Origin of the sequence: Peribacillus phoenicis (assembly GCF_047238085.1) — a bacterium.
Lineage (GTDB): Bacteria > Bacillota > Bacilli > Bacillales > DSM-1321 > Peribacillus.
On sequence record NZ_JBDFMF010000001.1, the window covers coordinates 2,275,706 to 2,298,484 of the forward strand.

At 37.9% G+C, this 22,779-nt stretch carries 23 protein-coding genes and 2 pseudogenes; 18 read left to right on the plus strand and 7 right to left on the minus strand.

Annotated features, from left to right (window positions below; translation table 11 throughout):
* Nucleotides 1–27 precede the first annotated feature (27 nt).
* From ABC374_RS11185 to ABC374_RS11200, 4 genes are all read left to right on the plus strand, one after another.
* Nucleotides 28–678, plus strand: coding sequence for a GntR family transcriptional regulator (locus ABC374_RS11185; protein WP_350302652.1), 651 nt, complete (start codon nucleotides 28–30; stop codon nucleotides 676–678).
* A gap of 113 nt (nucleotides 679–791) precedes the next feature.
* A complete protein-coding gene (locus ABC374_RS11190; protein ID WP_350302653.1) occupies nucleotides 792–1,580 on the plus strand; it encodes an SDR family NAD(P)-dependent oxidoreductase in 789 nt (262 codons plus the stop codon).
* A 34-nt stretch (nucleotides 1,581–1,614) separates the two neighbouring features.
* Nucleotides 1,615–2,367, plus strand: coding sequence for an SDR family NAD(P)-dependent oxidoreductase (locus ABC374_RS11195; protein ID WP_350302654.1), 753 nt, complete (start codon nucleotides 1,615–1,617; stop codon nucleotides 2,365–2,367).
* Between the two features lie 52 nt (nucleotides 2,368–2,419).
* A complete protein-coding gene (locus tag ABC374_RS11200; protein ID WP_350302655.1) occupies nucleotides 2,420–3,205 on the plus strand; it encodes a glucose 1-dehydrogenase in 786 nt (261 codons plus the stop codon).
* 218 nt (nucleotides 3,206–3,423) lie between these two features.
* Here the strand turns inward: ABC374_RS11200 and ABC374_RS11205 are convergent, their stop codons facing one another.
* Complete coding sequence (locus ABC374_RS11205; RefSeq protein WP_082609346.1) at nucleotides 3,424–3,579, minus strand: DUF4021 domain-containing protein; 156 nt, start codon at nucleotides 3,577–3,579, stop codon at nucleotides 3,424–3,426.
* 230 nt (nucleotides 3,580–3,809) lie between these two features.
* Between ABC374_RS11205 and ABC374_RS11210 the strand changes: the two genes are divergently transcribed.
* Nucleotides 3,810–4,460: a lysozyme family protein gene (locus ABC374_RS11210; RefSeq protein ID WP_350302657.1), complete on the plus strand. Its 651-nt coding sequence runs from the start codon at nucleotides 3,810–3,812 to the stop codon at nucleotides 4,458–4,460.
* A gap of 73 nt (nucleotides 4,461–4,533) precedes the next feature.
* Here the strand turns inward: ABC374_RS11210 and ABC374_RS11215 are convergent, their stop codons facing one another.
* The 4 genes from ABC374_RS11215 to ABC374_RS11230 all read right to left on the minus strand — a co-directional run bounded on the left by ABC374_RS11215 (nucleotide 4,534) and on the right by ABC374_RS11230 (nucleotide 6,999).
* Nucleotides 4,534–5,085, minus strand: a complete 552-nt coding sequence (locus tag ABC374_RS11215; protein ID WP_413017742.1) for a DUF402 domain-containing protein — start codon at nucleotides 5,083–5,085, stop codon at nucleotides 4,534–4,536.
* A 222-nt stretch (nucleotides 5,086–5,307) separates the two neighbouring features.
* Nucleotides 5,308–5,808: a VOC family protein gene (locus ABC374_RS11220; RefSeq protein WP_413017744.1), complete on the minus strand. Its 501-nt coding sequence runs from the start codon at nucleotides 5,806–5,808 to the stop codon at nucleotides 5,308–5,310.
* Nucleotides 5,809–6,055: 247 nt separating this feature from the next.
* Nucleotides 6,056–6,469: a VOC family protein gene (locus tag ABC374_RS11225; RefSeq protein WP_350302660.1), complete on the minus strand. Its 414-nt coding sequence runs from the start codon at nucleotides 6,467–6,469 to the stop codon at nucleotides 6,056–6,058.
* A gap of 62 nt (nucleotides 6,470–6,531) precedes the next feature.
* Nucleotides 6,532–6,999 carry a DinB family protein gene (locus tag ABC374_RS11230; RefSeq protein ID WP_413017747.1) on the minus strand — a complete coding sequence of 156 codons (468 nt, stop codon included), beginning with the start codon at nucleotides 6,997–6,999 and terminating at the stop codon, nucleotides 6,532–6,534.
* A gap of 798 nt (nucleotides 7,000–7,797) precedes the next feature.
* Here ABC374_RS11230 and ABC374_RS11235 point away from each other — a divergent pair.
* Nucleotides 7,798–8,178: a VOC family protein gene (locus ABC374_RS11235; RefSeq protein WP_309518964.1), complete on the plus strand. Its 381-nt coding sequence runs from the start codon at nucleotides 7,798–7,800 to the stop codon at nucleotides 8,176–8,178.
* An 81-nt stretch (nucleotides 8,179–8,259) separates the two neighbouring features.
* On the opposite strand, the gene ABC374_RS11240 is transcribed toward ABC374_RS11235, so the two are convergent.
* On the minus strand, nucleotides 8,260–8,580 hold the full coding sequence (locus tag ABC374_RS11240; protein ID WP_350302663.1) for a 2Fe-2S iron-sulfur cluster-binding protein: 321 nt from the start codon (nucleotides 8,578–8,580) through the stop codon (nucleotides 8,260–8,262).
* Between the two features lie 275 nt (nucleotides 8,581–8,855).
* Here ABC374_RS11240 and cdaS point away from each other — a divergent pair, with 275 nt between their 5' ends.
* The 12 genes and pseudogenes from cdaS to ABC374_RS11295 all read left to right on the plus strand — a co-directional run bounded on the left by cdaS (nucleotide 8,856) and on the right by ABC374_RS11295 (nucleotide 21,507).
* Nucleotides 8,856–9,476, plus strand: a complete 621-nt coding sequence (gene cdaS / locus ABC374_RS11245) for a sporulation-specific diadenylate cyclase CdaS (protein ID WP_350302664.1) — start codon at nucleotides 8,856–8,858, stop codon at nucleotides 9,474–9,476.
* Nucleotides 9,477–9,730: 254 nt separating this feature from the next.
* Nucleotides 9,731–10,477: a type I methionyl aminopeptidase gene (gene map / locus ABC374_RS11250; protein WP_101222117.1), complete on the plus strand. Its 747-nt coding sequence runs from the start codon at nucleotides 9,731–9,733 to the stop codon at nucleotides 10,475–10,477.
* Between the two features lie 244 nt (nucleotides 10,478–10,721).
* Nucleotides 10,722–11,474 (plus strand): PadR family transcriptional regulator, encoded by a 753-nt coding sequence (locus ABC374_RS11255; RefSeq protein WP_350302665.1) that lies wholly within the window; start codon nucleotides 10,722–10,724, stop codon nucleotides 11,472–11,474.
* A 116-nt stretch (nucleotides 11,475–11,590) separates the two neighbouring features.
* Complete coding sequence (locus tag ABC374_RS11260) at nucleotides 11,591–12,838, plus strand: GTPase family protein (protein WP_413017750.1); 1,248 nt, start codon at nucleotides 11,591–11,593, stop codon at nucleotides 12,836–12,838.
* A 116-nt stretch (nucleotides 12,839–12,954) separates the two neighbouring features.
* Nucleotides 12,955–14,097, plus strand: coding sequence for an acyl-CoA dehydrogenase family protein (locus ABC374_RS11265; RefSeq protein WP_413017752.1), 1,143 nt, complete (start codon nucleotides 12,955–12,957; stop codon nucleotides 14,095–14,097).
* Nucleotides 14,098–14,734: 637 nt separating this feature from the next.
* Complete coding sequence (locus ABC374_RS11270; protein ID WP_350302668.1) at nucleotides 14,735–15,409, plus strand: C40 family peptidase; 675 nt, start codon at nucleotides 14,735–14,737, stop codon at nucleotides 15,407–15,409.
* A gap of 183 nt (nucleotides 15,410–15,592) precedes the next feature.
* A complete protein-coding gene (locus ABC374_RS11275) occupies nucleotides 15,593–15,679 on the plus strand; it encodes a cation transporter (protein WP_350302871.1) in 87 nt (28 codons plus the stop codon).
* Nucleotides 15,680–16,113: 434 nt separating this feature from the next.
* Nucleotides 16,114–16,314: pseudogene (locus ABC374_RS28815) on the plus strand (hypothetical protein); the annotation flags it as partial.
* Nucleotides 16,311–16,643: a (2Fe-2S) ferredoxin domain-containing protein gene (locus ABC374_RS11280; RefSeq protein ID WP_350302669.1), complete on the plus strand. Its 333-nt coding sequence runs from the start codon at nucleotides 16,311–16,313 to the stop codon at nucleotides 16,641–16,643. The pseudogene ABC374_RS28815 and the gene ABC374_RS11280, both read left to right, overlap by 4 nt.
* A 402-nt stretch (nucleotides 16,644–17,045) precedes the next feature.
* Nucleotides 17,046–18,317, plus strand: coding sequence for an ATP-binding protein (locus ABC374_RS11285; protein ID WP_413017755.1), 1,272 nt, complete (start codon nucleotides 17,046–17,048; stop codon nucleotides 18,315–18,317).
* A 73-nt stretch (nucleotides 18,318–18,390) separates the two neighbouring features.
* Nucleotides 18,391–20,412: an acetoacetate--CoA ligase gene (locus ABC374_RS11290; RefSeq protein WP_413017757.1), complete on the plus strand. Its 2,022-nt coding sequence runs from the start codon at nucleotides 18,391–18,393 to the stop codon at nucleotides 20,410–20,412.
* A gap of 115 nt (nucleotides 20,413–20,527) precedes the next feature.
* Nucleotides 20,528–21,507: pseudogene (locus ABC374_RS11295) on the plus strand (IS1595 family transposase).
* 115 nt (nucleotides 21,508–21,622) lie between these two features.
* Here the strand turns inward: ABC374_RS11295 and ABC374_RS11300 are convergent.
* Complete coding sequence (locus ABC374_RS11300) at nucleotides 21,623–22,657, minus strand: serine hydrolase domain-containing protein (RefSeq protein WP_413017759.1); 1,035 nt, start codon at nucleotides 22,655–22,657, stop codon at nucleotides 21,623–21,625.
* Nucleotides 22,658–22,779 lie beyond the last annotated feature (122 nt).

The following is a 22,779-nucleotide window of genomic DNA, read 5'->3' on the forward strand; positions in this document are numbered from 1 at the left end:
ATTATAGAAGTATAGGAGTGCTGAAAGATGTTTGGAAATACTTCCAATTTAACAGATGGCATTTATTTTGGAGAATCGTTACCACAACAAATCGCTAAACATATTTTAAAAAAAATCATTGAAGGTGAAATAGAAGCTGGAGAGAAAATCGTCGAAGAAGACATTTCCAAAGAATTGAATACTAGCCGTGCACCAGTACGCGAAGCCCTTTATCTACTGCAGGTTGACGGTATTGTTGAGAGAATTCCGAGGCGGGGAACGATCGTCAAGCCATTTTCACAAAGGGAAATCATTGAATATAATGATGCTACGATCGGACTGATCCAGATGGGCATTGAATTTTCCCAAGGGAATTGGCACGCAGAAAATAAGCAATCATTACGAAAGCATTTGGAAAGCGCAACAGATGAGTGTGAAAAAGGTAATGTTATCGAGTATCAAAAAAGGGCTACACAGATATTTCGATATATTTTTTCAATCGCAAATAATAAAGCATTATCAAGATTTTTTGAAGAAGCCAGTCATATCCTCATGGTTTTTGCCCAAAGTCAATGGAATACAGAAACGATGGAAAGCTTCCATTTTAAATTAAAGATGTCCATTGAGGCCATTCTAGAAGATGATTTAGTTAAAGCAAAAAATGAAATTCATGAAGCCCTGAATCGTGGAGTGATGTAGAGTCTTTGACTCTAAAACCAAATTGTCGACAATCGACAAAAAGAATGTTATTATGTAATCGTATTCAAGCAAGAATATTATCACCAAGATCAAAGGGAGAAAGGGAGAATAATATGCAAGCATTTGATTTTACAGAAAAAGTAGCAATTGTTACCGGCGGCGGCGGGGGTATCGGTCGGGCAGCGTCTATTACACTTTCAGAAAATGGTGCCAAAGTGGTTGTTGTAGACCTTTCCGAAGAGGCGGGCATGCTAACGGTAAATAAAATCAAAGAAAAAGGCGGCGAAGCGAAATTCGTTAAAGCTGATGTTACAAAGGAAGACGATATAAAAAATTATGTTCAAAAAACGATAGATTTCTATGGGAAAATCGATATTTTCTTGAATAATGCAGGTTGGGAAGGCAAAATAATGCCGCTTATCGACTATCCTGCTGAGGTTTTCGATCAATTAATGTCAATAAATGTACGCGGTGTTTTCTTGGGCATGAAACATGTATTGCCCCATATGATTGAACAAAAAAGCGGGGCGGTCGTGAATACAGCTTCTGGAGCTGGTTTACTGGCAACGCCAAACATGGTGGCGTATGGCGCTAGTAAACATGCGGTTCTAGGAATGACGAAAACAGCTGGTGTCGAAGTTGCTCCACATGGTGTCCGGGTGAATGCCGTCTGTCCAGGTGTCGTCAACACGGCTATGATGCGGTCGATTGAAAGCGGATTTGGTCAAGGAGATTCCGCGGCAGCTGAAACGGCTAGAAAACAGTTGGAAGCAACGACTCCGGATGGCAGGTATGCTGAGCCGCAGGAAATTGCAAATCTAATGATGTACTTAGTATCCGAACTTTCCAGCCACATTACGGGTCAAGAACTTGTAATCGACGGAGGGGCCATTTTAATCTAATAAGCAACGAACTTTGTTATAGGGGGACGAATACATGAGTTTACTAGGAAAGGTCATAATAATTACAGGAGCGGGCAGCGGAATTGGGAAGGAAACGGCATATAAATTAGCTGACCAGGGAGCTATCGTCGTAGCTGCAGATTATAATGATATTGCCGCTAAAGAAACGGCAGAATCTATTCAACAAAAGGGAGGCACGGCATCTTTTGTGAAAGTGGATGTAGCTAAAGCGGAAGAAGTGGAAGCGATGGTCGAAGCTGCAATTGCCAAACATGGCACCATCAATGGCATTTTCAACAACGCTGGAATTGGACTAGTAAAACCATTTTTGGAGATGGATCCAGAATCATACCACAGAGTAGTTGATGTTGATCAACACGGTGTTTATTATGGCATGTATTATGCAGCAAGGAAGATGGTCGAGCTTGGTGTAACAGGCGCAACGATTGTTAATACAGCCTCAATATATGGGACGATGGTTTCTATTGGCAGCTTTAATTACCATGCTGCAAAAGCAGCAGTCATCGCGATGACTAAATCCGGTGCAATTGAACTTGCGCAATATGGGATTCGCGTTGTCGGTGTTGCACCAGGTTTTATCGAAACGCCGATCATTGGTGAAGATCCAGAGTTCCTGGACAGTTTGGCACAACTTCATATGAGGAAAAAATTGATTCAGCCAGAAAAAGTTGCTGAAGTTGTAACGTTCTTGTTCTCTGAAAAAGCGGATGCCATTAATGGACAAGTCATTCCTGTTGATGATGGATTCTTAAGCTTTAAGGGCTAATCAATATAATCAAATACAATTTTGAGATAACTTAAAAAGGGAGTTTTGACATATGAGCAAACGATTCGATGGCAAAGTTGTAATCATTACTGGGGCAGGGTCAGGTTTAGGACAAGCAGCCGCATTGGAAATGGCTAAAGAAGGGGCAAAACTTGCATTAGTTGATTTAAACGATACATCTTTGGAATCGACAAAAAAATTAATCTTGGAAATTGCACCACAATCGGAAGTGCTCCTCGTCACTGCAGATGTATCGGATGAAGAAGCAGTAAAGAACTATGTAGACCAAACAGTCAGCAAATATGGCAGAGTCGATGGATTCTATAATAATGCGGGTATCGAAGGTAAACAGGCCCCTATGGCTGAATACGATAGCAACGTTTTCAACAAAGTAACGGACATCAATATCAATGGTGTATTCTATGGTATGAAATACATTCTGCCAATCATGAAAGAACAAGGCTCAGGGGCAGTCGTGAACGTGGCTTCTGTAGGCGGGATTCGTGCTGTGCTTAACCAAGCTGCATACGTTGCAAGTAAACATGCTGTAGCAGGCTTAACAAAGACTGCTGCCATAGAATATGGTCAATATGGTATCAGCATAAATGCCATTGCACCAGGAGTAATCTTAACAGCGATGGTAGAGGGATCATTCAGGCAAATAGGCGGAGAGAATTGGGAAGAAGCAATGGCGGATTTCGTCAGTGTGAATCCTAAGAAACGCTTCGGTAAACCTGAAGAAGTCGGCCGTTTAGTCGCCTTCCTATTATCAGGGGAATCAGAGTTCATCAACGGTGTAGTCATTCCGATTGATGGCGGACAATCTTCACAATACTAATTGAGCAAGGGAGTGACAGTAGGTCACTCCCTTTTAATCGTATCCTTTTAGTTAATGACCAAATGAGTTTAATTTGGACAAAACGAAGACTTTCTCGGTTTTCGTTTTTTTGCATATTCAAAAATCAGTTCATATGAAACTATATACGAACTTTTAGAATATGAACACATAGAAAAACGCCATATAAAGCGATTTACAAATTTTCAAGAAACCCATCTTTACTTTTCTTTATCGTGTAGCTTATCTTCATATTCAGTTTCCAGCATACCATACAGACCATTCATTTCTTGTTCATCTGGATCTGCCCCAAACTCGTTTCTATATTTTTTCTTTTTATCATCAAGGATTTCTTCTTTTTCATTCTTCTTGTCCATACATATCACCTCCAACCAGTAGGGTGTCTCATAGTCAGATAAAATATGCACTGTGTGACTTTGTTCCTTTTAAGATTTTTGCGGTTAAGTTTAGAATTGAAGAAAATATATTAATTTCAATTACTGATAATCTCATTTGCAGAACATTTAATTGGGTATTCTAAATAGTTATTAGTCTTACTATTTGTTAAGATATAAATATATTAACTTATAGATATCGGAGAGAGAATGTGAAGAAGAAGAAACGTAAGAAATCAAAGAAAGTTTTTACCATTTTTATCCTAGTTTTTGCGTTTTTGCTCATTAAGGAGATTATGCAAACCCCCTATTCCGAAAATGTTACCACATCAGTAAATACGCTTGATTCTTTTGCGAACGTGAAAAAGTATAGTTCACTTCTGCGAGACGAGTTGGCTAAATACGGACTTGAGGAGCATACTTCGACATTGATTGCTTTGATGCAGCAGGAAAGCCGAGGACGGGGCGGTGACCCAATGCAGGCATCTGAGTCAGCGGGCCTTGATCCAAATACAATCACAGATCCAACGGAAAGCATTAAGTATGGAGTGAAACATTTTAAAAGGATCAATGAATATGGCAATGAAAAAGGCGTGGATTTTGCCACGATCCTTCAAGCATATAACATGGGAATTGGTTATATTGATTTCGTTGCGAATGAAGGGGGTAAGCATAATGAAGAGCTTGCAAAGAAGTTCTCCATGCTTCAGGTCGAAAAAAACCCCACGCTCTATGATTGCGGCGGTGACAAAGATAATTTTCGATACCCATATTGCTACGGTGACTACTCATACAGTGCGAAGGTATCTAAGAACATTGAGGATCTTGCCGACAGTATATCGGCTCAAGCTGATGGTGAGTGAGGGAGAACAAAAAGCCTACTGAATGAAGTAGGCTTTTTTTCATGTTGTCGAGTTTAAAGAATCAAAGCCAATGTCATTTGTTGTTCAGCAATGAAAGGAGGTCTTTATGTTTAAAGAGCTTCTCGGATTCTGAAATGGTTTGTGAAAGAAGAATATCAATGGAATCAAGTAAAGAGATTAGAACTTGTTTAACAGAACCACTCTCAAATTGCTCTAATGACACAGGTAACTCTTCCTCGTCTAAAATAAAATGTGCCCCACCCGGAAGCACCAAGATATCAATGATCAAATCCTCAAAGGATACCAACTTATCCGCCATATATGTATTTCTTACAATATTAAAATAGGATCCTAAATAGTTTCCGTCGTTATCTCTCCAAATGTATAAATTATAAGGACGGTCTTTCCAATAATAAGCAATCGTATAACTGCCTATAGGGATGGTTAATTTTATAGGACCCGCTTTCATCGTGAACGAATCCATGATTTCATGAAAAAGCACGACATGTTGATTTTTTGCTTTTAACAGCAAACAGATATGTTCTACTACTATGGAGTCGTAGCGGATTTTTCTTTCTATGATTTCATCGCCATGTTGTAGTGCTGTTATAAATATATTGTCCATTGTTTCTATTTCTCCCTTAAAACCATCTAGATCATTTATGATATTATACTTAAGAAAGTTTATCCTTTCTAATAGGGGCCATCGCCAGGAAAATCCGGATTTAAACTTTTAGGAAATTCAAATATCAAAACCTATTTTCACAGCTGTGAATACCGAGAAACTAGGCTTTAGTTACTTCAAAAGGAATGAATACAACTTACTAGTTAGATGTTTCTTAGGAACCTATCCTATATACGCCTGCTTTAAAGTTTTAATGTCAATTTTCTTCATTTGGAGCAGCGCTTTCATTACTCTTTCCGATTTTTCAGGGGCGGAGTCGTTTACCATCTCGGTTAGATTTTCAGGGACAATTTGCCATGACACACCAAATCGATCTTTCAGCCAACCGCACACTTGCGCCTTTTCATCTCCACCTTCGGATAGTTTTTCCCAATAATAATCCACATCTTCTTGGTCCTCGCAATTGATGATAAATGATATTGCCTCGGTGAATTTGAATTGCGGACCGCCATTTAATGCTACGAAAGCTTGTCCGTCCAGTTCAAACTCCACGGTCATCACTGATCCCTCTGGCTTCCCGTGGATTTGATTTCCTGCATTTCCATAGCGAGTGATTCTTCCGATCTTAGAATTTTCGAATATGGAAGTGTAGAAATTCGCCACCTCTTCAGCTTGTGTATCAAACCACAAGTTGGTTGTAATTTTTTGAATTTTATTTTTCATGATTTTTCTCCTTTATTGTTTTTCATGTTAGCCAGGAAAACGGTACCCTATTACTATATACCATTTATCATGACCCAAGAAAATTATGTAAGGGTTAGTGTAACGTTTTGTGTATTCTAACCCATCATTTAACTAATCCCCTTAATCCTATGCGAGTTACAATATCCTTGCCTCACGGTGATTGAAACACACAAAAGGATATAGAAACTTCTCACCAGTGAAAAGTCCTATATCCAAATTTCGTTTCTCAGCTCTCGAAGTTAAATTGCCATTGGATCCCGAATTTATCGGTTAACTGACCGTAAATTTTACTCCAGAATGTTTCTTGGAGCTCTAGCCCAACCTTGCCGCCTTCACTTAATTTGTTAAAAATCGATTTAATTTCATCTAAATCATTACTGACATATGCCAGGCTGATATTGTTTCCTTCTACAAAAGGCATACCAGGAAAAGTATCTGAAAACATGATATTGCTTCCACTAATATTTAGCCTTGTATGCATGACTAGATCTTTCGCTTCTTCTGGAAGGGGAAATTCCGGATTAGGGGGTGTTTCCCCAAAGGTCATGATATTTGGTTGTTCCGTTCCAAAAACCTCTGCGTAGAACTCTACTGCTTGTCGACAATTCCCATTAAAATTAAGATATGCATCAACTGACATTTATCTCACTCCTATTTTCTTATTTCTTATTCATTGCTCCAAATTTATTACATGATGAATTATTACCTTACGAAAAATTCCGGTGGTTCAATTCCGAGTGTTCTGAGATAGATATACCCCTGTCCCCTATGGTGGATCTCATTTTCCAAGGCATATTGAAGTCTATCAAAGTGGCTTTGTGAGGGACCGAAAAAAGGATCCTTTTCAACCACTCCAAGCGTTTCCTCGGTCATTTCCTCCCAGAGTTTCCTTGTATCATCCCTTACTACTTCGCATGCTGATACAAGTTCTTCTTTGGTAGAAATTCCGGCAAACGAATCTGGAAACTCCCAAACACCCAGTGCAATTCCACGCATATATGCAGTCTCAATGTTCATGATTTCTTTAACCATCTCTGCGAAAGGGCGAAGCTTCCCGGCCGGTGTATAATGAAACAATTCTTCTTCAGGGAAAGCTTCAACCACCCGCAACGTCAAGCTCCTGTTGCCTTCCAATATATTTAACAAACCCTCTTTCGATAGAACCACCATTTCACTCTCCTTTGAGAAATACTCTGTATAGAAGTTCTGTGAAAAATCGAAAAGTCCTGCAAATTTCTGTATATAAAGATTGCATAGCTTTTTTTATCTACCGGTGTAGACTAATAATTAACACTTCCTTAAATAGAACAAAATTGATTAAAAATGATTTAAAAGGCATTGCGAAACTAATGTATCAGGATGTATCAAAAGATACTTGGGATCAAGAGAACCTAACAAAGAGAAATTTAGATTTTAGATTTCACTATTGAAAGAATTCGCTATATAGATGCCTATACGAAAAGATTATGTACTACCCAAATGGGCAGTGAACTTTTAAAGAATCATTTTGATAATTTTGTGATAAGAATGGGTGCCTATATTGGAGAAATTATAAAAAGGAATATAAATCAAGATTTTAAATGGTATGAATATGATTCTGTATATCATTTTTCTGCACTTGATGGGTGAATAGGGGCATTAAAACAGAAACGGTTCTTTCCTCCAAAAAGAGTGATAGAGTCATGGTTCCATTAACTGTGGTAGCGCAATATCTGGAAGAGAAGTCGACATATACAGATTTTTTGGAATATGTAGAAGAAACAACTAAGCAAAATTTGTAAGAGATAACTGCTTTTCTAAGCAATTGTATAGGTTTCAAAAACCTCCCTAAAAATTCAATTTTGGTAAATATTGATTAAATCTTGCATTTATAATACGATTTAATCAGCTATATATTTCCAACCAACAGGATGCTTATACATAAATGATTCAATTAAAAACAGAATCATCAGAAAGGGAGAGAAGCAAATGATTAATAAAGTCGGTCAAATTATGTTATATGTAAATAACCAAGACGAGTCATTGAAATTTTGGACGGAAAAATTCGGTTTTAGCGTAATTTCTGAAGAAGATAATGGCCAAGGGCTAAGATGGATTGAAATAGCCCCAACAAAGGAAGCAGAAACGAGTATCATCCTGCATAATAAGGAATTCATTGCTAAAATGCAGCCTGAATTAAATCTTAATACACCTTCGTTAATGTTTTACTCGGATAATCTTGATGAATTATATAAAGACTTTTCAGAGAAGAATATCAAAGTGGGAGAGCTTGTAAATATGCCATCTGGAAGAGTTTTCAATTTTGCTGATAATGAAGATAATTACTTTGCGGTCATGGAAAAGAAGTAATTCTTTTGGCTAAAGATTAAAAAAACATCAAAACAATTGTTTTGATGTTTTTTGATTAAACTGCGACACTTATGAAACTATTCAGTCAGCAGGCCTTGGCCCAGCAGGAATTCCAGAGTTTTCTACCGTCTTGATCGGCCGAACGGTAATGTCTCCATTCACGTAAATTTGACAAGATAAACGTAAATGATCTTCCATTCCTTTTTCCTCAAAGATTTTTTTTTCTTTATGTGTCACCTCCAAAAAATCACCTGCCAATATTTCAACTCTGCAAGTTGTACATTTAGCCTTCCCGCCGCATCGGTGGAGAATATTTATACCGTTATCTTCCAATGCCAATACTAATTTTTTTCCCATTTCTACTTCAAACGTTCCTTGGTCAAATACTGTTACATTAGGCATCTAATACCACCTCTTATTATAGGATATCTATCAACAGGTCATTAATATATCTATTCTCTTACCTTGTCCATATGACATAAAAAAATGTGAAGTCACTACTGATTTCATAGTAAAGATGAATAATTAATTATCGTGAAGACAAACTTTAAGTACATTCATAATTATAAATTTAACAAAGCATATATAGAGCTAGGAAAAATAAGAAGGGTCTTTTAGAGGTAAATTAAGATTTATTGAAAAAAAGAGAGTGAATAATAAAGGGGAGGTGCATGCCTGTGAATAATGGCAATTGTGATTTTTCACCAATGAAACAAATGTTAAAAGAGGATTTACGACAAGTAATATCAGCATTACAGGATAACTTAGAAGCAATGGGGGATGAAAATTATTGTCTTCTTGGGAATTTCGAGAAAATAAAAGATAAATTTATATACATCGATATGAAAGCAGCTACATTTTATTTGAACTGTTATTTGTCACCGTTTACGGACAAATATCCCGAGTTATCAACTTGCGTACAAAATTTGTCGAATTTGAGACATGGCGGCTTGATTGTGATTCAACGGGGAGACCCTATTGATTCATTGATTCAACCCGGTATTTCAATAGGAGCGGAGTTAACCCATTCTTTATTGGAATCAATTTTTTTCCCTGGAAATCCACTGCATGATGGTGCCGTTTTGGTTAATAAAAATCAGATTGTTTCCGCAGCAAATGTCCTTCCGCTTTCAGACAGATCAACAGGGGGAAAAAAACTTGGAACACGCCACCGCTCTGCATTAGGTTTATCTGAACGAAGTGATGCCCTGGTATTGGTAGTATCAGAAGAAACAGGAAGAGTTTCATTTGCGTTAGATGGAAATCTGTACCCGATTAATACACATGGACCTATATAAAATTTTTGAGACAATTAAGTCCAATCGTGATTATAAATACCAGGTAATTCTCACCTGGTATATTCAATTGTGTAAAAAACGTAAACGCTGGCTTCCATTTTTTATTTTTCTCGGAATTAAAGGTACAAAAAAGGTCATGAATTAATTAACCCGGTGATTTTTACCGGGTTTTTTGTTGCTTTTTATATAAAAAAAGGCATATGATAAATAAGGAGTCTCAATCAGAAAAGTTATAAAACGAAAGAGGATTTTAAATGATAACCATTAAAAGTGAACGAGAAATAAATTTGATGCATGAAGCGGGCAAACTTCTTGCTGCGACGCATAGAGAAATTGCAAAAATGATAAAACCGGGCATCACGACTTGGGAAATCGAAGAATTTGTCGATAAGTACTTGGCTGAGCATGGTGCTACACCTGAACAAAAGGGCTATAACGGCTACAAATATGCAACGTGTGCGTCAGTGAATGATGTAATTTGTCACGGCTTTCCGCAAAAGAAAGCCCTAAAAGAGGGAGACATCGTAACGATTGATATGGTGGTGAACCTTAACGGCGGTTTGGCGGATTCCGCTTGGACATATGCGGTCGGTGAAGTTTCCGATGAGGCTCAGCGTTTAATGGATGTAACCAAGAATGCTTTATACAGGGGCATCGAAGTTGCACGTGCAGGAAATCGTCTCGGGGATATCGGGCATGCAATCCAGTCATATGCCGAAGGTGAGAAGTTTTCTGTAGTCCGCGATTTTACAGGTCACGGAATCGGTAAAACCATGCACGAGGACCCAACCGTCCTACATTATGGTAAGCCAGGTAAAGGTGCCCGTCTAAAAGAAGGTATGGTCATCACGATCGAGCCAATGCTGAATGCAGGAACATGGCATATGAAAATGGACCAAGACGGCTGGACGGCGAGAACTGCAGATGGAAAGCTTTCCGCGCAATATGAACATACCCTTGTCATTACAAAAGGTGAACCGATCATTTTAACGGAACAGTAAACCATAAGAAGAAACGGCCTTATCATGGACCGTTTCTTCTTTTTATTTTCAAACTATTTCATAATAAACCTCGACGGAATATTCAGAATCCAATCCATCCCACAATAGATCGAATCCGAAAAATTAGCACTAGGCAGTTAGGCATTAAAAACTTTACTATTATGTGGCAGCACAGGATAATAAGGGGAAGGAAGAAATATTTAATGATGTGTTATATAAACAGTATATAAAGGGGGTTTTGACAGTGAAGAAAGGGGAGAAACTGTCTGCAACGGTTGAAACTGTTGGTTTGAGCCAGCGGGAATTTTTAACGATTTTCTTACTTCACTCTTTGAGGTTAAAAGCGAATTATCCAAGGGCGATTCATCAGGACCTGAAAAATACGTTCACTGGAAAAGTGCATAGCTATGACTATTTATGTAAAATATCCAATACGCTAGTCGAATCCAATCATTTATCCTTATATACGAATAAGGGAAGAAATTATTATCAAATAACGGAAAAAGGCAAAGAGCTTTACATATGGTACCAAGAAAATTTCCTGGAACGGTTTTCCGAAGTGAAAAAGGTCATTGATCGCTTCATGTTCGATTTAAGGGGATCTGGTGAAAACCCACCGGTTGTTAATGAGCTTCCTGAAGAATACAGGTCGTATTTCTCGAAAATAATATCGGTGAAGGATCTTGTCCGTTATGTAACCTTAAAAGCCGCTTTCACTAAGAAGCCCATATACATGGGGGAAATTGGCGATCTGCTTAAAAATCAGTTCGGTTGGATCGCTTCTAACGGTTATTTATACGATTTATCTCATGAAATGGAAGAGAACGGGCTACTTGTCGGCAGGTGGGAAAGTGAAAAACGAACTAAACGCTATTTACGAATCACCGACGAAGGACAGCATCATTACAAACAGATTGCGGATTCTGCCGCCTTTCAAGTCCAGGAAGTCCAAAAATACATGGCCAGTGTCATTATGTTCTTAAAAGAAAAGAGTTAAATGAATAAAAGAAATGGGCCCCTTAATTTTGCAAGGAGAATGAAGTTACATGCTTAAATTGAATCGTTCAAGGGTAAATGTTACTTAAAACACTTCTTAACAAGGGGGAATGAGTGATGGTGGAAAAACACGATGAAATGGGAAGCATATTCAGTTTCATTAAAGGCCAGGTAGATAAGCTGCCCATTTCACAATCGAAAAAGAACAAAATGCTCGACCAGCTCTTAAAGCTTAAATCGATGACAGTTGATGCAAGGGAACCGCGAATTGCTCTTGTCGGTAGGCGTGGTTCCGGAAAATCATCACTGATCAATGCGATGTTTGGTCAGGAACGGCAATATGTCAGCTCCGTTAAGTCCGGAACGGGAAAGGGAAAATGGCTATGGTACCCGAGTGATGCCGAGCCCAAAATTCGTTTGCTGGACTCCCGGGGGCTTGGTGAGAGTGAAGCTCCTACGGAACAGTTCGAAGAAGAAACACCATTGGATGAATTGATAAAAGCGGTTACAGAAGAACAGCCTGATGTGTTTCTTTTCTTGATTAAAGCAAAAGAAACGGATTCACGGATTGAAGAAGATTTACAAGAATTGAATAAGCTGCGCAAGATCGTTAAAGAGAATCACCATTATGATGTACCAGTCATATGTGTGGTCACCCAAGTGGATGAATTAGATCCGCCACATTATAAACAAACGCCTTTTGATGCCAATCCTAAGAAAAAACAGAATATTGATGAAGCCATCGCTTTGATGTCAAAAAGATTTAAAGAGAGTGAAATACCACTTTTGAACATCATTCCTACTTGTTCATATATTGATTTTGATGATAGTGGAAATATTGAATATGATATGCGTTGGAACATAGATTTGCTGTCTGATTACTTAATTGAGGCCTTACCCAGTGAAGCGAAGCTGAAGACAGCCAAAGCGATGCAGAGCCAATTCGTAAAGAAGAAATTCGCGCGGACGATAGTGGGAACGTTTACGGCAATCGCAGGTTTAATCGGTGCAGAGCCAATACCTTTTGCCGATTTTCCCATTTTGACCGGCATTCAAGGTTTGATGATTGTGGTGATTGGTTTTATCGCGGATAAAGAAATCAATACAAAAACGGCAAGTGAATTCATTGCAGCATTAGGGATCAATGTCGGAATCGGTCTCCTTGTCAGGGAAGGTGTCAGGGCTGCAGTCCGTTTCATCCCAGGAGCCGGCCTAGTCGTTTCGGGTGCGGTAGCGGGCGCAGTCACATATGGAATCGGGCAAGCAGCCATAGCTTACTTTCTCGAAAACAAAAATATTGATCAGGCTAAGGAAGCTTACAAGAACGCGAACAAAGAATATAAAAATGAAGACATCGACTCTTAATAGGCAGTTTCGAACCATAAACTACACTATGGTGATATGATAAAGTGGAGTTAGCAGTTCTGTTTCTGCTGCTGGATGGTTCAGGATTTTTGTTTACTACAGGAGGGATGATCTTCATGTCGTTTTTTCAATCACAGAAGCAAAAAGAATATATCCAAAAATTAGAGGAAGCGATTCAGTCCTTTTCCGGCCGATCTGAGGCACTTGATGATTCTAAGGGATTTCCTTTTGATAACATTCAGGAGTTAAAGGAATTCGGATATCCCCAATTAACGTTAGCAAAAGAGGATGGGGGGTACGGCGGTTCCTTATATGATTTTCTTCTATGCCAAGAAAAAATAGCTCAATATTGCGGCCCAACAGCCTTAGGAATAGGCTGGCATGTCGGAACCGTCCTCTCCTTAACGGAGAAGAGACCGTGGGAAAAAGATGTCATGAAAGAGTTGTTTGATGAAGTGTCTAAAGGCGCTCTAATCAATACGGCTGCATCTGAGGCTGGAACGGGGAGCCCGACGCGCGGAGGCCGACCGGAAACGATCGCTATCAAAAAGGGTAAACAATGGAATTTGAATGGCAGAAAGACTTTTACTACACTCTCTCCCATCCTTGATATTTTTCTTGTAACGGCATGGGTACCCGAGGATGAGTGTTTAGGCACTTTTTTAGTTCATCGTGATGTAACGGGTGTAAGTATAGAAGAAACTTGGGATATGATCTCCATGCAGGGGACAGGAAGTCATGATTTGGTGTTAACTGATGTCAGCCTGCCTGAAAAGTATTATGTCATGAAAAGCAATCCTGGTGAAAAAAGAAAACCTGAAGCGTGGCTATTACATATACCGGCTTGCTACTTGGGAATTGCAGTGGCTGCCAGAAATTATGCAGTCGAATTTGCGAAAACCTATTCTCCCAATAGCTTACCAGGACCAATCAGGGACCTTCCGAATGTTCAACGTACAATTGGGGAGATGGAACTGGAATTGGGGGAAGCACACCATTTCCTCTACTCTGTCGCAGAAAAATGGGTGCGGCAGCCTGAAGATCATGATGAATTATCGAAGCAATTGGGTGCTGTTAAGTTATCGGTCGTCAACAAATCGATTTCAATCGTCGATAAAGCGATGAGAGTCGTTGGAGCTAAAAGTTTACAACGAAACAATCCCCTGCAACGGTACTATAGGGATGTACGCGCAGGTCTCCATAATCCTCCGATGGATGATGCGACTATAACGATGCTCGCAAAATCCGCTCTTTATTAAGTTCGTATTCGAATATGGCACTGAAATACTTCGTCGTTTTCAGTGTTTTTTTCTGTTCTTTTTCTAACGTTATTTTGTATTTGCGTTTCAAATGCAGTTTTTTAGGAGGGGGCTAGTAGCTATTAGGTGTAGTCTTTTTTTTCGTACACATGTACGACTTCTAGAGTGTGGGGGAAATTAGAACTAAGCATTTATAAAGTAAGGGAGGAAAATCCAGGTATTCACAAACTTAAGAACAAACATCTGAACGAGTTAAATGGATACAAATGCAAAATAAAAAGAGTCAGGAAAAAATACTATTCACACCTAATCAATGGGTAGGTGCCCTGCCACCCAAATATTGGTTAAAAGTAACCATAGGATAATTTTAAATATAATGTCCAGTATATTTGTTGGAGATATTCAAATTGCTTATTGTATGGATTATTTTCATAAGATATCCACAAATTTAAAGTTCTGTAATTAATTTTTAAATCTACTATAGACATATCAATTTCCGGAAGATGTTTGGGGTATTATAGATATTTTGTAACTTCTGCACTAATCCTGCATAATTTTGTAATGATAATGTAAATTAAGGTGTCACTTAAGGATGATAAAATTATAAAAAAGAGATTTTATCGGGGGAATATAGTAAATGAAAAAAATTATAGCTTCAGTTGTAGTGACTGGATTGTTACTTTCAAATCCTTTGGTTAGTAATGCTGCATTAGGAGATCGTACGTTAAAAAGTGGAATGACTCATACAGAAGTAAAACAATTACAAGGGGTTTTAAAGAATAAAGGGTACTTCACTAATAAAAACACTACTACATATTTTGGAACAATCACTAAAAGTTCGGTAGTGAAATTTCAAAAAAGTAAGGGCTTGAAAGCTGACGGTATTGTAGGTCCGAATACATATAAGGCGTTGGGGGTTAGGAAAAACACTGCTCAAAAGTCAAACGGTAATTCATCTACTAATCTGGTAAATAACGCTAAAAAATATTTGGGTGTATCCTATGTATGGGGAGGGAGTACACCAAAAGGTTTTGATTGCAGCGGATTTTTAAAATATGTTTTCGAAAAAAGTACTGATGTGAATTTGCCTAGAACTGTTGCGGAAATATATAAGAAGGGGAATAAGGTTTCTTCGCCAAAAGTTGGGGATCTTGTTTTTTTTGAAACCTATAAAACTGGCGCCTCTCATGCGGGCATTTATATTGGAGGGAACCAATTCATTCATAGTTCCTCCTCAAAAGGTGTAAGTATTACTTCGATGAATAATAGCTATTGGTCAGAAAGATATTTAGGTGCAAAATCATATAATTGATAGAGTGACTTTTAACTTTTAAGACATTAAATCCAGTTCTTTTTCAAAGGACTGGCTTTTTTTCATTAATCTACAAATAGGTTATTATATCGAGAAAGTCCTATGATGATGATAACCACCAACCCATGCAACTAAAATAACTCCTATTAATAGAAAGTCTCTGAATCGGTGCTTGGCTTTTTTATGTCTAGTGGGCATTGCATTAAAGCGATTAAAGGTAGAGTAGAGAAATTACCTGGAGTTAACGCTGTGAAAGCAAACTTGGATTGAGGGACCGTTGAAGTGGAATTTAAACCAGACATGTACAATAACATTTAATAAAGAACGTGCGAATTGAAGCACGATTTCTTTTAGAACAACATATACTTTACCAGGGTATGGTTTATCATAACCGTGGTCGTTAATTCTTTCCTAACATCCTTTGGAAAAAGGAATGGCGTTTATACTCTGAAATTCGACCTACCTGAATACTCTTATAAAACGTTTGTTGATATAAAACCTAGAAACCGGTTAGTCCGATTGAGCTGCATGTGGGGAGAGGTCATGGTGAACATAAGGGAAATCCACTTAGGGTTGATAAAAATTAAATGAAAACAGTAAATGAAAATACAATTGAATTAAACTACAAATCTGGGAAAAAACAAAGATAGAACGTTAAGTTGTGATACGAAAGGGGTTACTCCAGTTCCTTATCTGGGTGCTTAAGCCATGTTGTTATTTTGGATGATAAGGGTGAGAAATTTGTTCATGTGCACCCTACATCAGAAGAAAAGACTCTATTTGAAACAAAATTTGATAAACCAGGCATATACAAAGTGTGGGGAGAATTTAAATTTCATGATAAAGTCAATAGCTATCCATTTGTTATAGAGGTCAAAAAAAAGAAAAAAGGGGAATTTATATGAGCTTAGATGGGGTTAGCAAACATCTATTAATTTGCAACGGGAAAACATGCACGAAAAATGGAGCAGAAGAAGTAACAGAGACTATAAGGGCGGAATTGAAAAACCTAGAACTACAAAAGGAGATTCACACAACAAAAACATTATGCAACGGCCAATGCAAGCATGGGCCGATCGCTGTTCTATATCCACAAGGAACCTGGTATAAAGAAATGAATAAAACAAAAAGTAAAGAACTTATTCGTCAATTAAAAGAAAATGACAATGTTCATCTAGGCTCTGAACTTTATTACCATGATGGGAAAACATTCAAGAACCATGAGAGTGGATGAACTGTAACATCTTACTTCTATATCTAAAAAGGGTTTCTTTACAGGGTCTTTTGCGATATTCAATGGACTGATCATTTTTACCAATCAGTCCATATTTCCAAAATAGGGTTTACTTCTCCCCATTAATACTAATTGAAAATTGTTCTCTTAGAAAAAATTGAAGTTTTGAAAGGGCATTAACGTCTATGTCGAAAATTCAATAAGGGGGAACAATACCCGCTCGTAAAAGTACACTTTTATGAACGGGTATTTTTTTATAACATTACCTCAAATTCTTACCTGGATGGCGGAAGAGAAACTTTTAATCCCTCATGTTAATTACACTAGCTTATCATTCTCTAACTTGTTATGATTGATATACCTGTCTAAATCTTCGAAAAATATCGAAAGTTCGGTGTAAAAATGAATCTTATGACAAAAGATTTACTGATTAACTTTTTAATTATCCTTTTTCCGATCTTTTTATTGCAAATGAGCTATCTAGTGAAGTACGTATACCGTTTAGATGCATTAAAAGGATCCTTCCTATCGATTTTCCCTATTCTTTCACTTGTTCTATGCATGTTATTTCCCGTTGTTATAGAAGAGGATTTTGTTTGGGACCTTAGATGGATCCCTTTTCTATTAGGCGGTTTATATGGAGGCTACCGGTTAGGAATCATATTGATAGTCATCACTCTTGTTATCCGCTATTTATCAGGGGGTGATAATGGATTTTATATATCATGCATCACATTTCCACTAATGGGAATTTCCCTGTTTTTTATATCTAAGTACTACCTAAAAATGTCTGTCAGTAAAAAAATCCTTATTGGTATATCATTAATATTCATTGTCCATATTCTCACGCAGTTTATTTCAACAGTCGTATTTGAACTTACTATCGGCATAAGTCTATGGAAACAATACTTCACGATCCAAGTCATTGGAATCGTTGTTGTAATCTTACTATGGGAGGTCATCCTCACTAATTTTCAGGTTCTCGAAAAATTAGTGAAAGCGGAAAAATTGCAGATCGTTAGTCATCTTGCTGCAAGCATATCTCATGAAGTCAGAAATCCCCTTACAGTTACCAGGGGATATATTCAAATGTTAAGCGAAGACGTGTCTTCCCATACAAAGGTCAAATATGCAAATATTGCACTGAAGGAATTGGATCGGGCCACGGATGTCATTAATGATTATTTGACGTTTGCTGCCATAAGCCCTGAAAACACGGAGCGATTAAGGGTATCCGAAGAAATTCAGCATGTCGTGAACAGCATAAAACCCTTGGCTAGCAATAATGGAACAGAATTGAAATTATCCTTATTCGAAGATGGAGCTTATTATATCATGGGGGAAAGGAAGAAATTCCAGCAGTGCTTGTTCAATATCTTAAAGAATGGGATAGAATCGATGGACCATGCTGGCGAAATTTACATAGATTTACTTCGTGCTGCCTCCACCATCCAAATTAAGATCCAAGATCAGGGAATTGGAATGACACAGGAACAGATATACCGTTTAGGTGAGCCTTACTTCACGACAAAAAATAAAGGGACGGGATTAGGCATGATGGTTTCATATAGCGTTATCAAAAGCATGGAAGGAACGGTACATGTGTCAAGTGTACAAGGGAAAGGGACATGTTTCTCTATTAACCTGCCCATACATAAATACGAGCCTATTTAGTTTAGTGTAAATTGACGGTTTTACACTCATAGATTACAATTTAAGTAAAATACCAATATTATGAAATGTTTCAATGACGCATTTGATACCTAAGGGAGATGATTGTATGAAATCGCTTACAGATGGACAAATCATTTGGGAACCGACAAAGGAACAAATCGAGCAAACGGTATTGACTCAATATGTGAAATGGTTAAAAGAAAAGAAAGGTATAACATTTCATGATTATCATGAATTATGGAAATGGTCGGTAGATGAACTGGAGGAATTTTGGGCTTCAATTTGGGATTATTGTGATGTAAAAGCAGCCAGGAAATATGACAGGGTTTTAGCGGAGCAATCAATGCCAGGTGCGAAATGGTTCGAGGGGGCAAGGCTTAATTATGCTGAAAATGCATTATGGAATGAGCAAGAAGAGAAAACGGCGATTTTTTTTCGTTCCGAACACATCAGGCAGCAGGAAGTCAGCTGGAAAGAGCTGAAAGAAAAAGTAGCTTCTGTCGCCCATTCATTAAGGAAACTTGGTGTGAAATCCGGTGACCGTGTTGTTGCCTATATGCCAAACATACCTGAAGCTGTCATAGCTTTCTTGGCAACAGCAAGCATAGGTGCCATTTGGTCCAGTTGTTCACCTGACTTTGGGGCAAGAAGCGTCATAGATCGTTTCAAACAGATTGAACCAGTTGTATTACTGGCGGTTGATGGATATCAGTACAATGGAAATGTATATGATAAAACATCAGTCGTCTCCCAGCTTAAACAGGAATTGGTCACTGTAAAGCATACCGTGCTGGTTCCTTACATAGAAAAAAAGATTTTGGATGTGAATCTGGCAGATACGGTTCCTTGGGATGAACTTTTAAAAGAAAAGGCAGAATTATCTTTTGAAAATGTTCCGTTCGATCATCCGCTTTGGATTCTATATTCATCCGGTACAACCGGAATGCCAAAACCAATTGTACAAGGGCATGGCGGTATATTATTGGAGCATTTAAAATCAACAAGAATCCATCAAGGCATGACTTCCGAGGATACTGTATTCTGGTTTACGACTACAGGCTGGATGATGTGGAATCTCCTTATGGGCGGTTTGCTTAATGAAGGGACCATCGTCCTTTATGACGGCAGTCCTTCTTTTCCGAATATGGATGCCCTTTGGGAATTGGCTGAAGATACAGGCATGACCTTCTTTGGAACAAGTGCACCATTCCTTACGAATTCCATGAAGTTAGGAAACAAGCCAATGGGAAAATATGATTTATCAAAATTGAAGGCTCTTTTTTCAACTGGGGCTCCATTGTCTGGCAACGGTTATAAATGGGTGTATGAGAATGTCAAGAAGGATATCTGGCTCAGTTCATCCAGTGGCGGAACCGATGTTTGTGCCGGATTTGTAGGTGGCGTTCCAACATTGCCCGTAAGAATCGGAGAGATACAAGGAAGGGCATTGGGTGTTTGTGCAGAAGCTTTTGATGAGCATGGTCAAACATTGATTAGTGTAGTCGGTGAATTGGTCATTACCAAACCGATGCCATCCATGCCGCTATACTTCTGGAATGATCATGACGGGACAAGATACTACGAGAGTTATTTCGATTCGTATCCAGGCATATGGAAACATGGTGATTGGATAAAGATTGACGACAAGGGCAGCTGTATCATTTATGGTCGTTCCGACTCGACGATCAACCGTTCTGGTGTACGGATGGGAACTAGCGATATCTACCGGGTCGTCGAAGCGATCGACGAGGTGATGGAAAGCCTTGTCATTGATAGGGAAGTGCTTGGCCGCGGTTCCTCACTGCTGCTGTTTCTTGTCCTTAAGCCCGGTAATAGCCTGGATACAGCATTGACGGCAAAAATCAAGGAACAAATCAGAGGGCAAGTGTCCCCTCGCTTTATCCCTGACCAAATCCATGTCGTTGAACAAATTCCTAAAACGTTGAACGGAAAGAAAATGGAAGTCCCGATACGTAAAGTGTTATTAGGTTTCGAGTTTGATAAAGTAGTCAATGCAGACTCCATGGGAAATCCAGAATCGCTACAGTTCTTTAAAGAATTAGCTCTCGAGTTGAATGAGAAAAAAATATTCTAGCAATCAGGCGGAGCAAAATGCTCCGTCTTTTTTTAGACTGTTTAGTTTAGATTGTTATTTTTTCCACCTACTAACTTAACATTGATATAATCCGTTTTATAGGAGGCGTTTAGTGATGTGGGAAAATGTATACGAAGGTTTCAGCCAACTGCTAAGTCACAGCAAATGGCTTTATTTGAGGCCATAAAACAAGCTTTGTTTCCAGAGAATCTGATAGAATTGAAAAATTGTTCAGATCTATACGTGAAGCTCGATTGCTTCAAGTATAGGTTGCGTTCATTTTGGAAGTACACTGTAAAACGCAATGGGAGATTTCGTTCAAGGCAACGCTATTTATGTAAGGACTGCAATAAATCCTTCAATAATATGACTAATACTACATTTTCAGGCTCTAAATATCCAGAAAAATGGGTCAAAAATATTGAGTTTATGATTGAGGGTGTTACTTTACGCAAGATAGCTAAAAATACATATCTCCACTGCATTCTATTGGAGACATAAAATCTTGAAAGCAATCTTCAAACAATTAGAAGGTATTGTCGAGAGTGATTAAACATTTTTTCGTGAGTCTTTAAAAGGCCGCTGCATGATCAATCATAGAAAAATGAAAAAAGAAGAGAAAAGGATAAAAAAAGAGGAATTTCTAATCTAAAGATTGCCGTAGTAGTAGCTCAAGACCACAATGGAAATATGGTTGCACGTAAAGCCTGTACTGGGCGGGTTAAAGCTGAAGAAATTGAAGCAATTATAGGTGATTTTATTCACCCAACTGCTTTGTATGCACTGATACCGCAACAAACTATAAAAAATTTGCTTAGGTAAAAGGCTTGCTGCACGAGACGATTAATGAACGTGAGAAGCAACGTGTAAAAAAAGCTTTATTTCATATACAGCACGTTAATAACTTTCACAACAGACTAGAGGGTTGGATGGAGAGTTTTTAAGGAGTCGGAACATATTATCTTAATTACCTTTACTGGTTTTCGCTGTCTAGAAATAGGGGAAAATATGGCATATGATAAACGAGTTGAACAAATGCTTATTTCAGCTTGTCATAAATCTAAATATTATACTGTTGAGACGTTCAGAAGTTAACCAGCTTTGGGGATTCGGTGTACTAAAAAACGCTCAGAGTATTTTTCCTCTAAGCGTGATAATACAAGTGATCCGGTTACTCCATTAAAGCCCTCATTTTTTGAAAAGCAAATATTTAAAAATAAGCATTGTAGACTTTACCAATAATACCTTTTAATTGATGAACACCTAGATCGGTATTTATCATAATGACTAATCCCGTTTCTAAATAAGGATAAGCTACCATCATACATTGAAAACCAACGCCCCAACCAAGAGATGAAATCTCAATTCCCTTTTCGTTTTTATCTAGGAAAATTCCTAGCCCAGTCCACTCTTTATAACCTTGGGAATTTATAACTTCAATTGCTTTACTTACTGAAAGCTTAAGCTTACTTTCACCATTTAAAGAATTCATTAATTCAATGACTAAAAGAGCTAAATCTGTAGGCGTTGTCCATAACCCAGAAGCTGCTGGATATGGATATATTGGATATTTTCCATTTACTAATTCTCCACTTTTGTTATGACCGCAAGAGAAATATTTTTTGGTTGCTTCTGATGTTGGAAGTTCAAATGTGCTATTTTCCATATTTAATGGTTGAAAAATATGTTCAATCATTACTTCCTTAAAAAGTTTTCCAGTAACGTCTTCTATCAAAAGCTGTATAATGCAAAAACCTGCGTCTGAATATTGAAAGGTGCTCCCAGGCTCATACTTAATTTCAATAGGAGTTTTACAATAGGGTGTTCTTCCTTCTAAAAGCTCGACCATTGTGGGGTTACCTAACCTCGAATCGAGTTCAATAAAACTTCCTTCGGGGTCAATAACACCAGATTGGTGACTAAGTAAATTTCTTAAGGTAACTTTTTTATTTTTATTTAGTTCACTATGAGGAACCTTCCACGATGAAAGTTTTTCATTTACATTCTCATCTAAATCAAGAATATTTTGTTCCGTCAATTTCATCACTAGAATTGAGGTTAAAAATTTACTGATTGAACAAGCATTAAATATAGAATTACTTTCCACTCTTTTATCTGTTTCTGCTTCAAGAAAACCATAGCATTCTGTACTTCTTATGTAACCACCATCAATTTCTGCAATGCTTAATCCAGAAACATTATAATCTTCCATGAGCTTTTGAATGTTGATATTTTGTGTTTTCATACTAACAACCCCCAAATTAACTCCTATGTACAAACGTTTAAAATAAAACTCATTTAAACTGCCCGTTTGTTGAATAAGAACCACTTATATTTTACCATAAAATTCAAGTGGTTAGTTTTTAT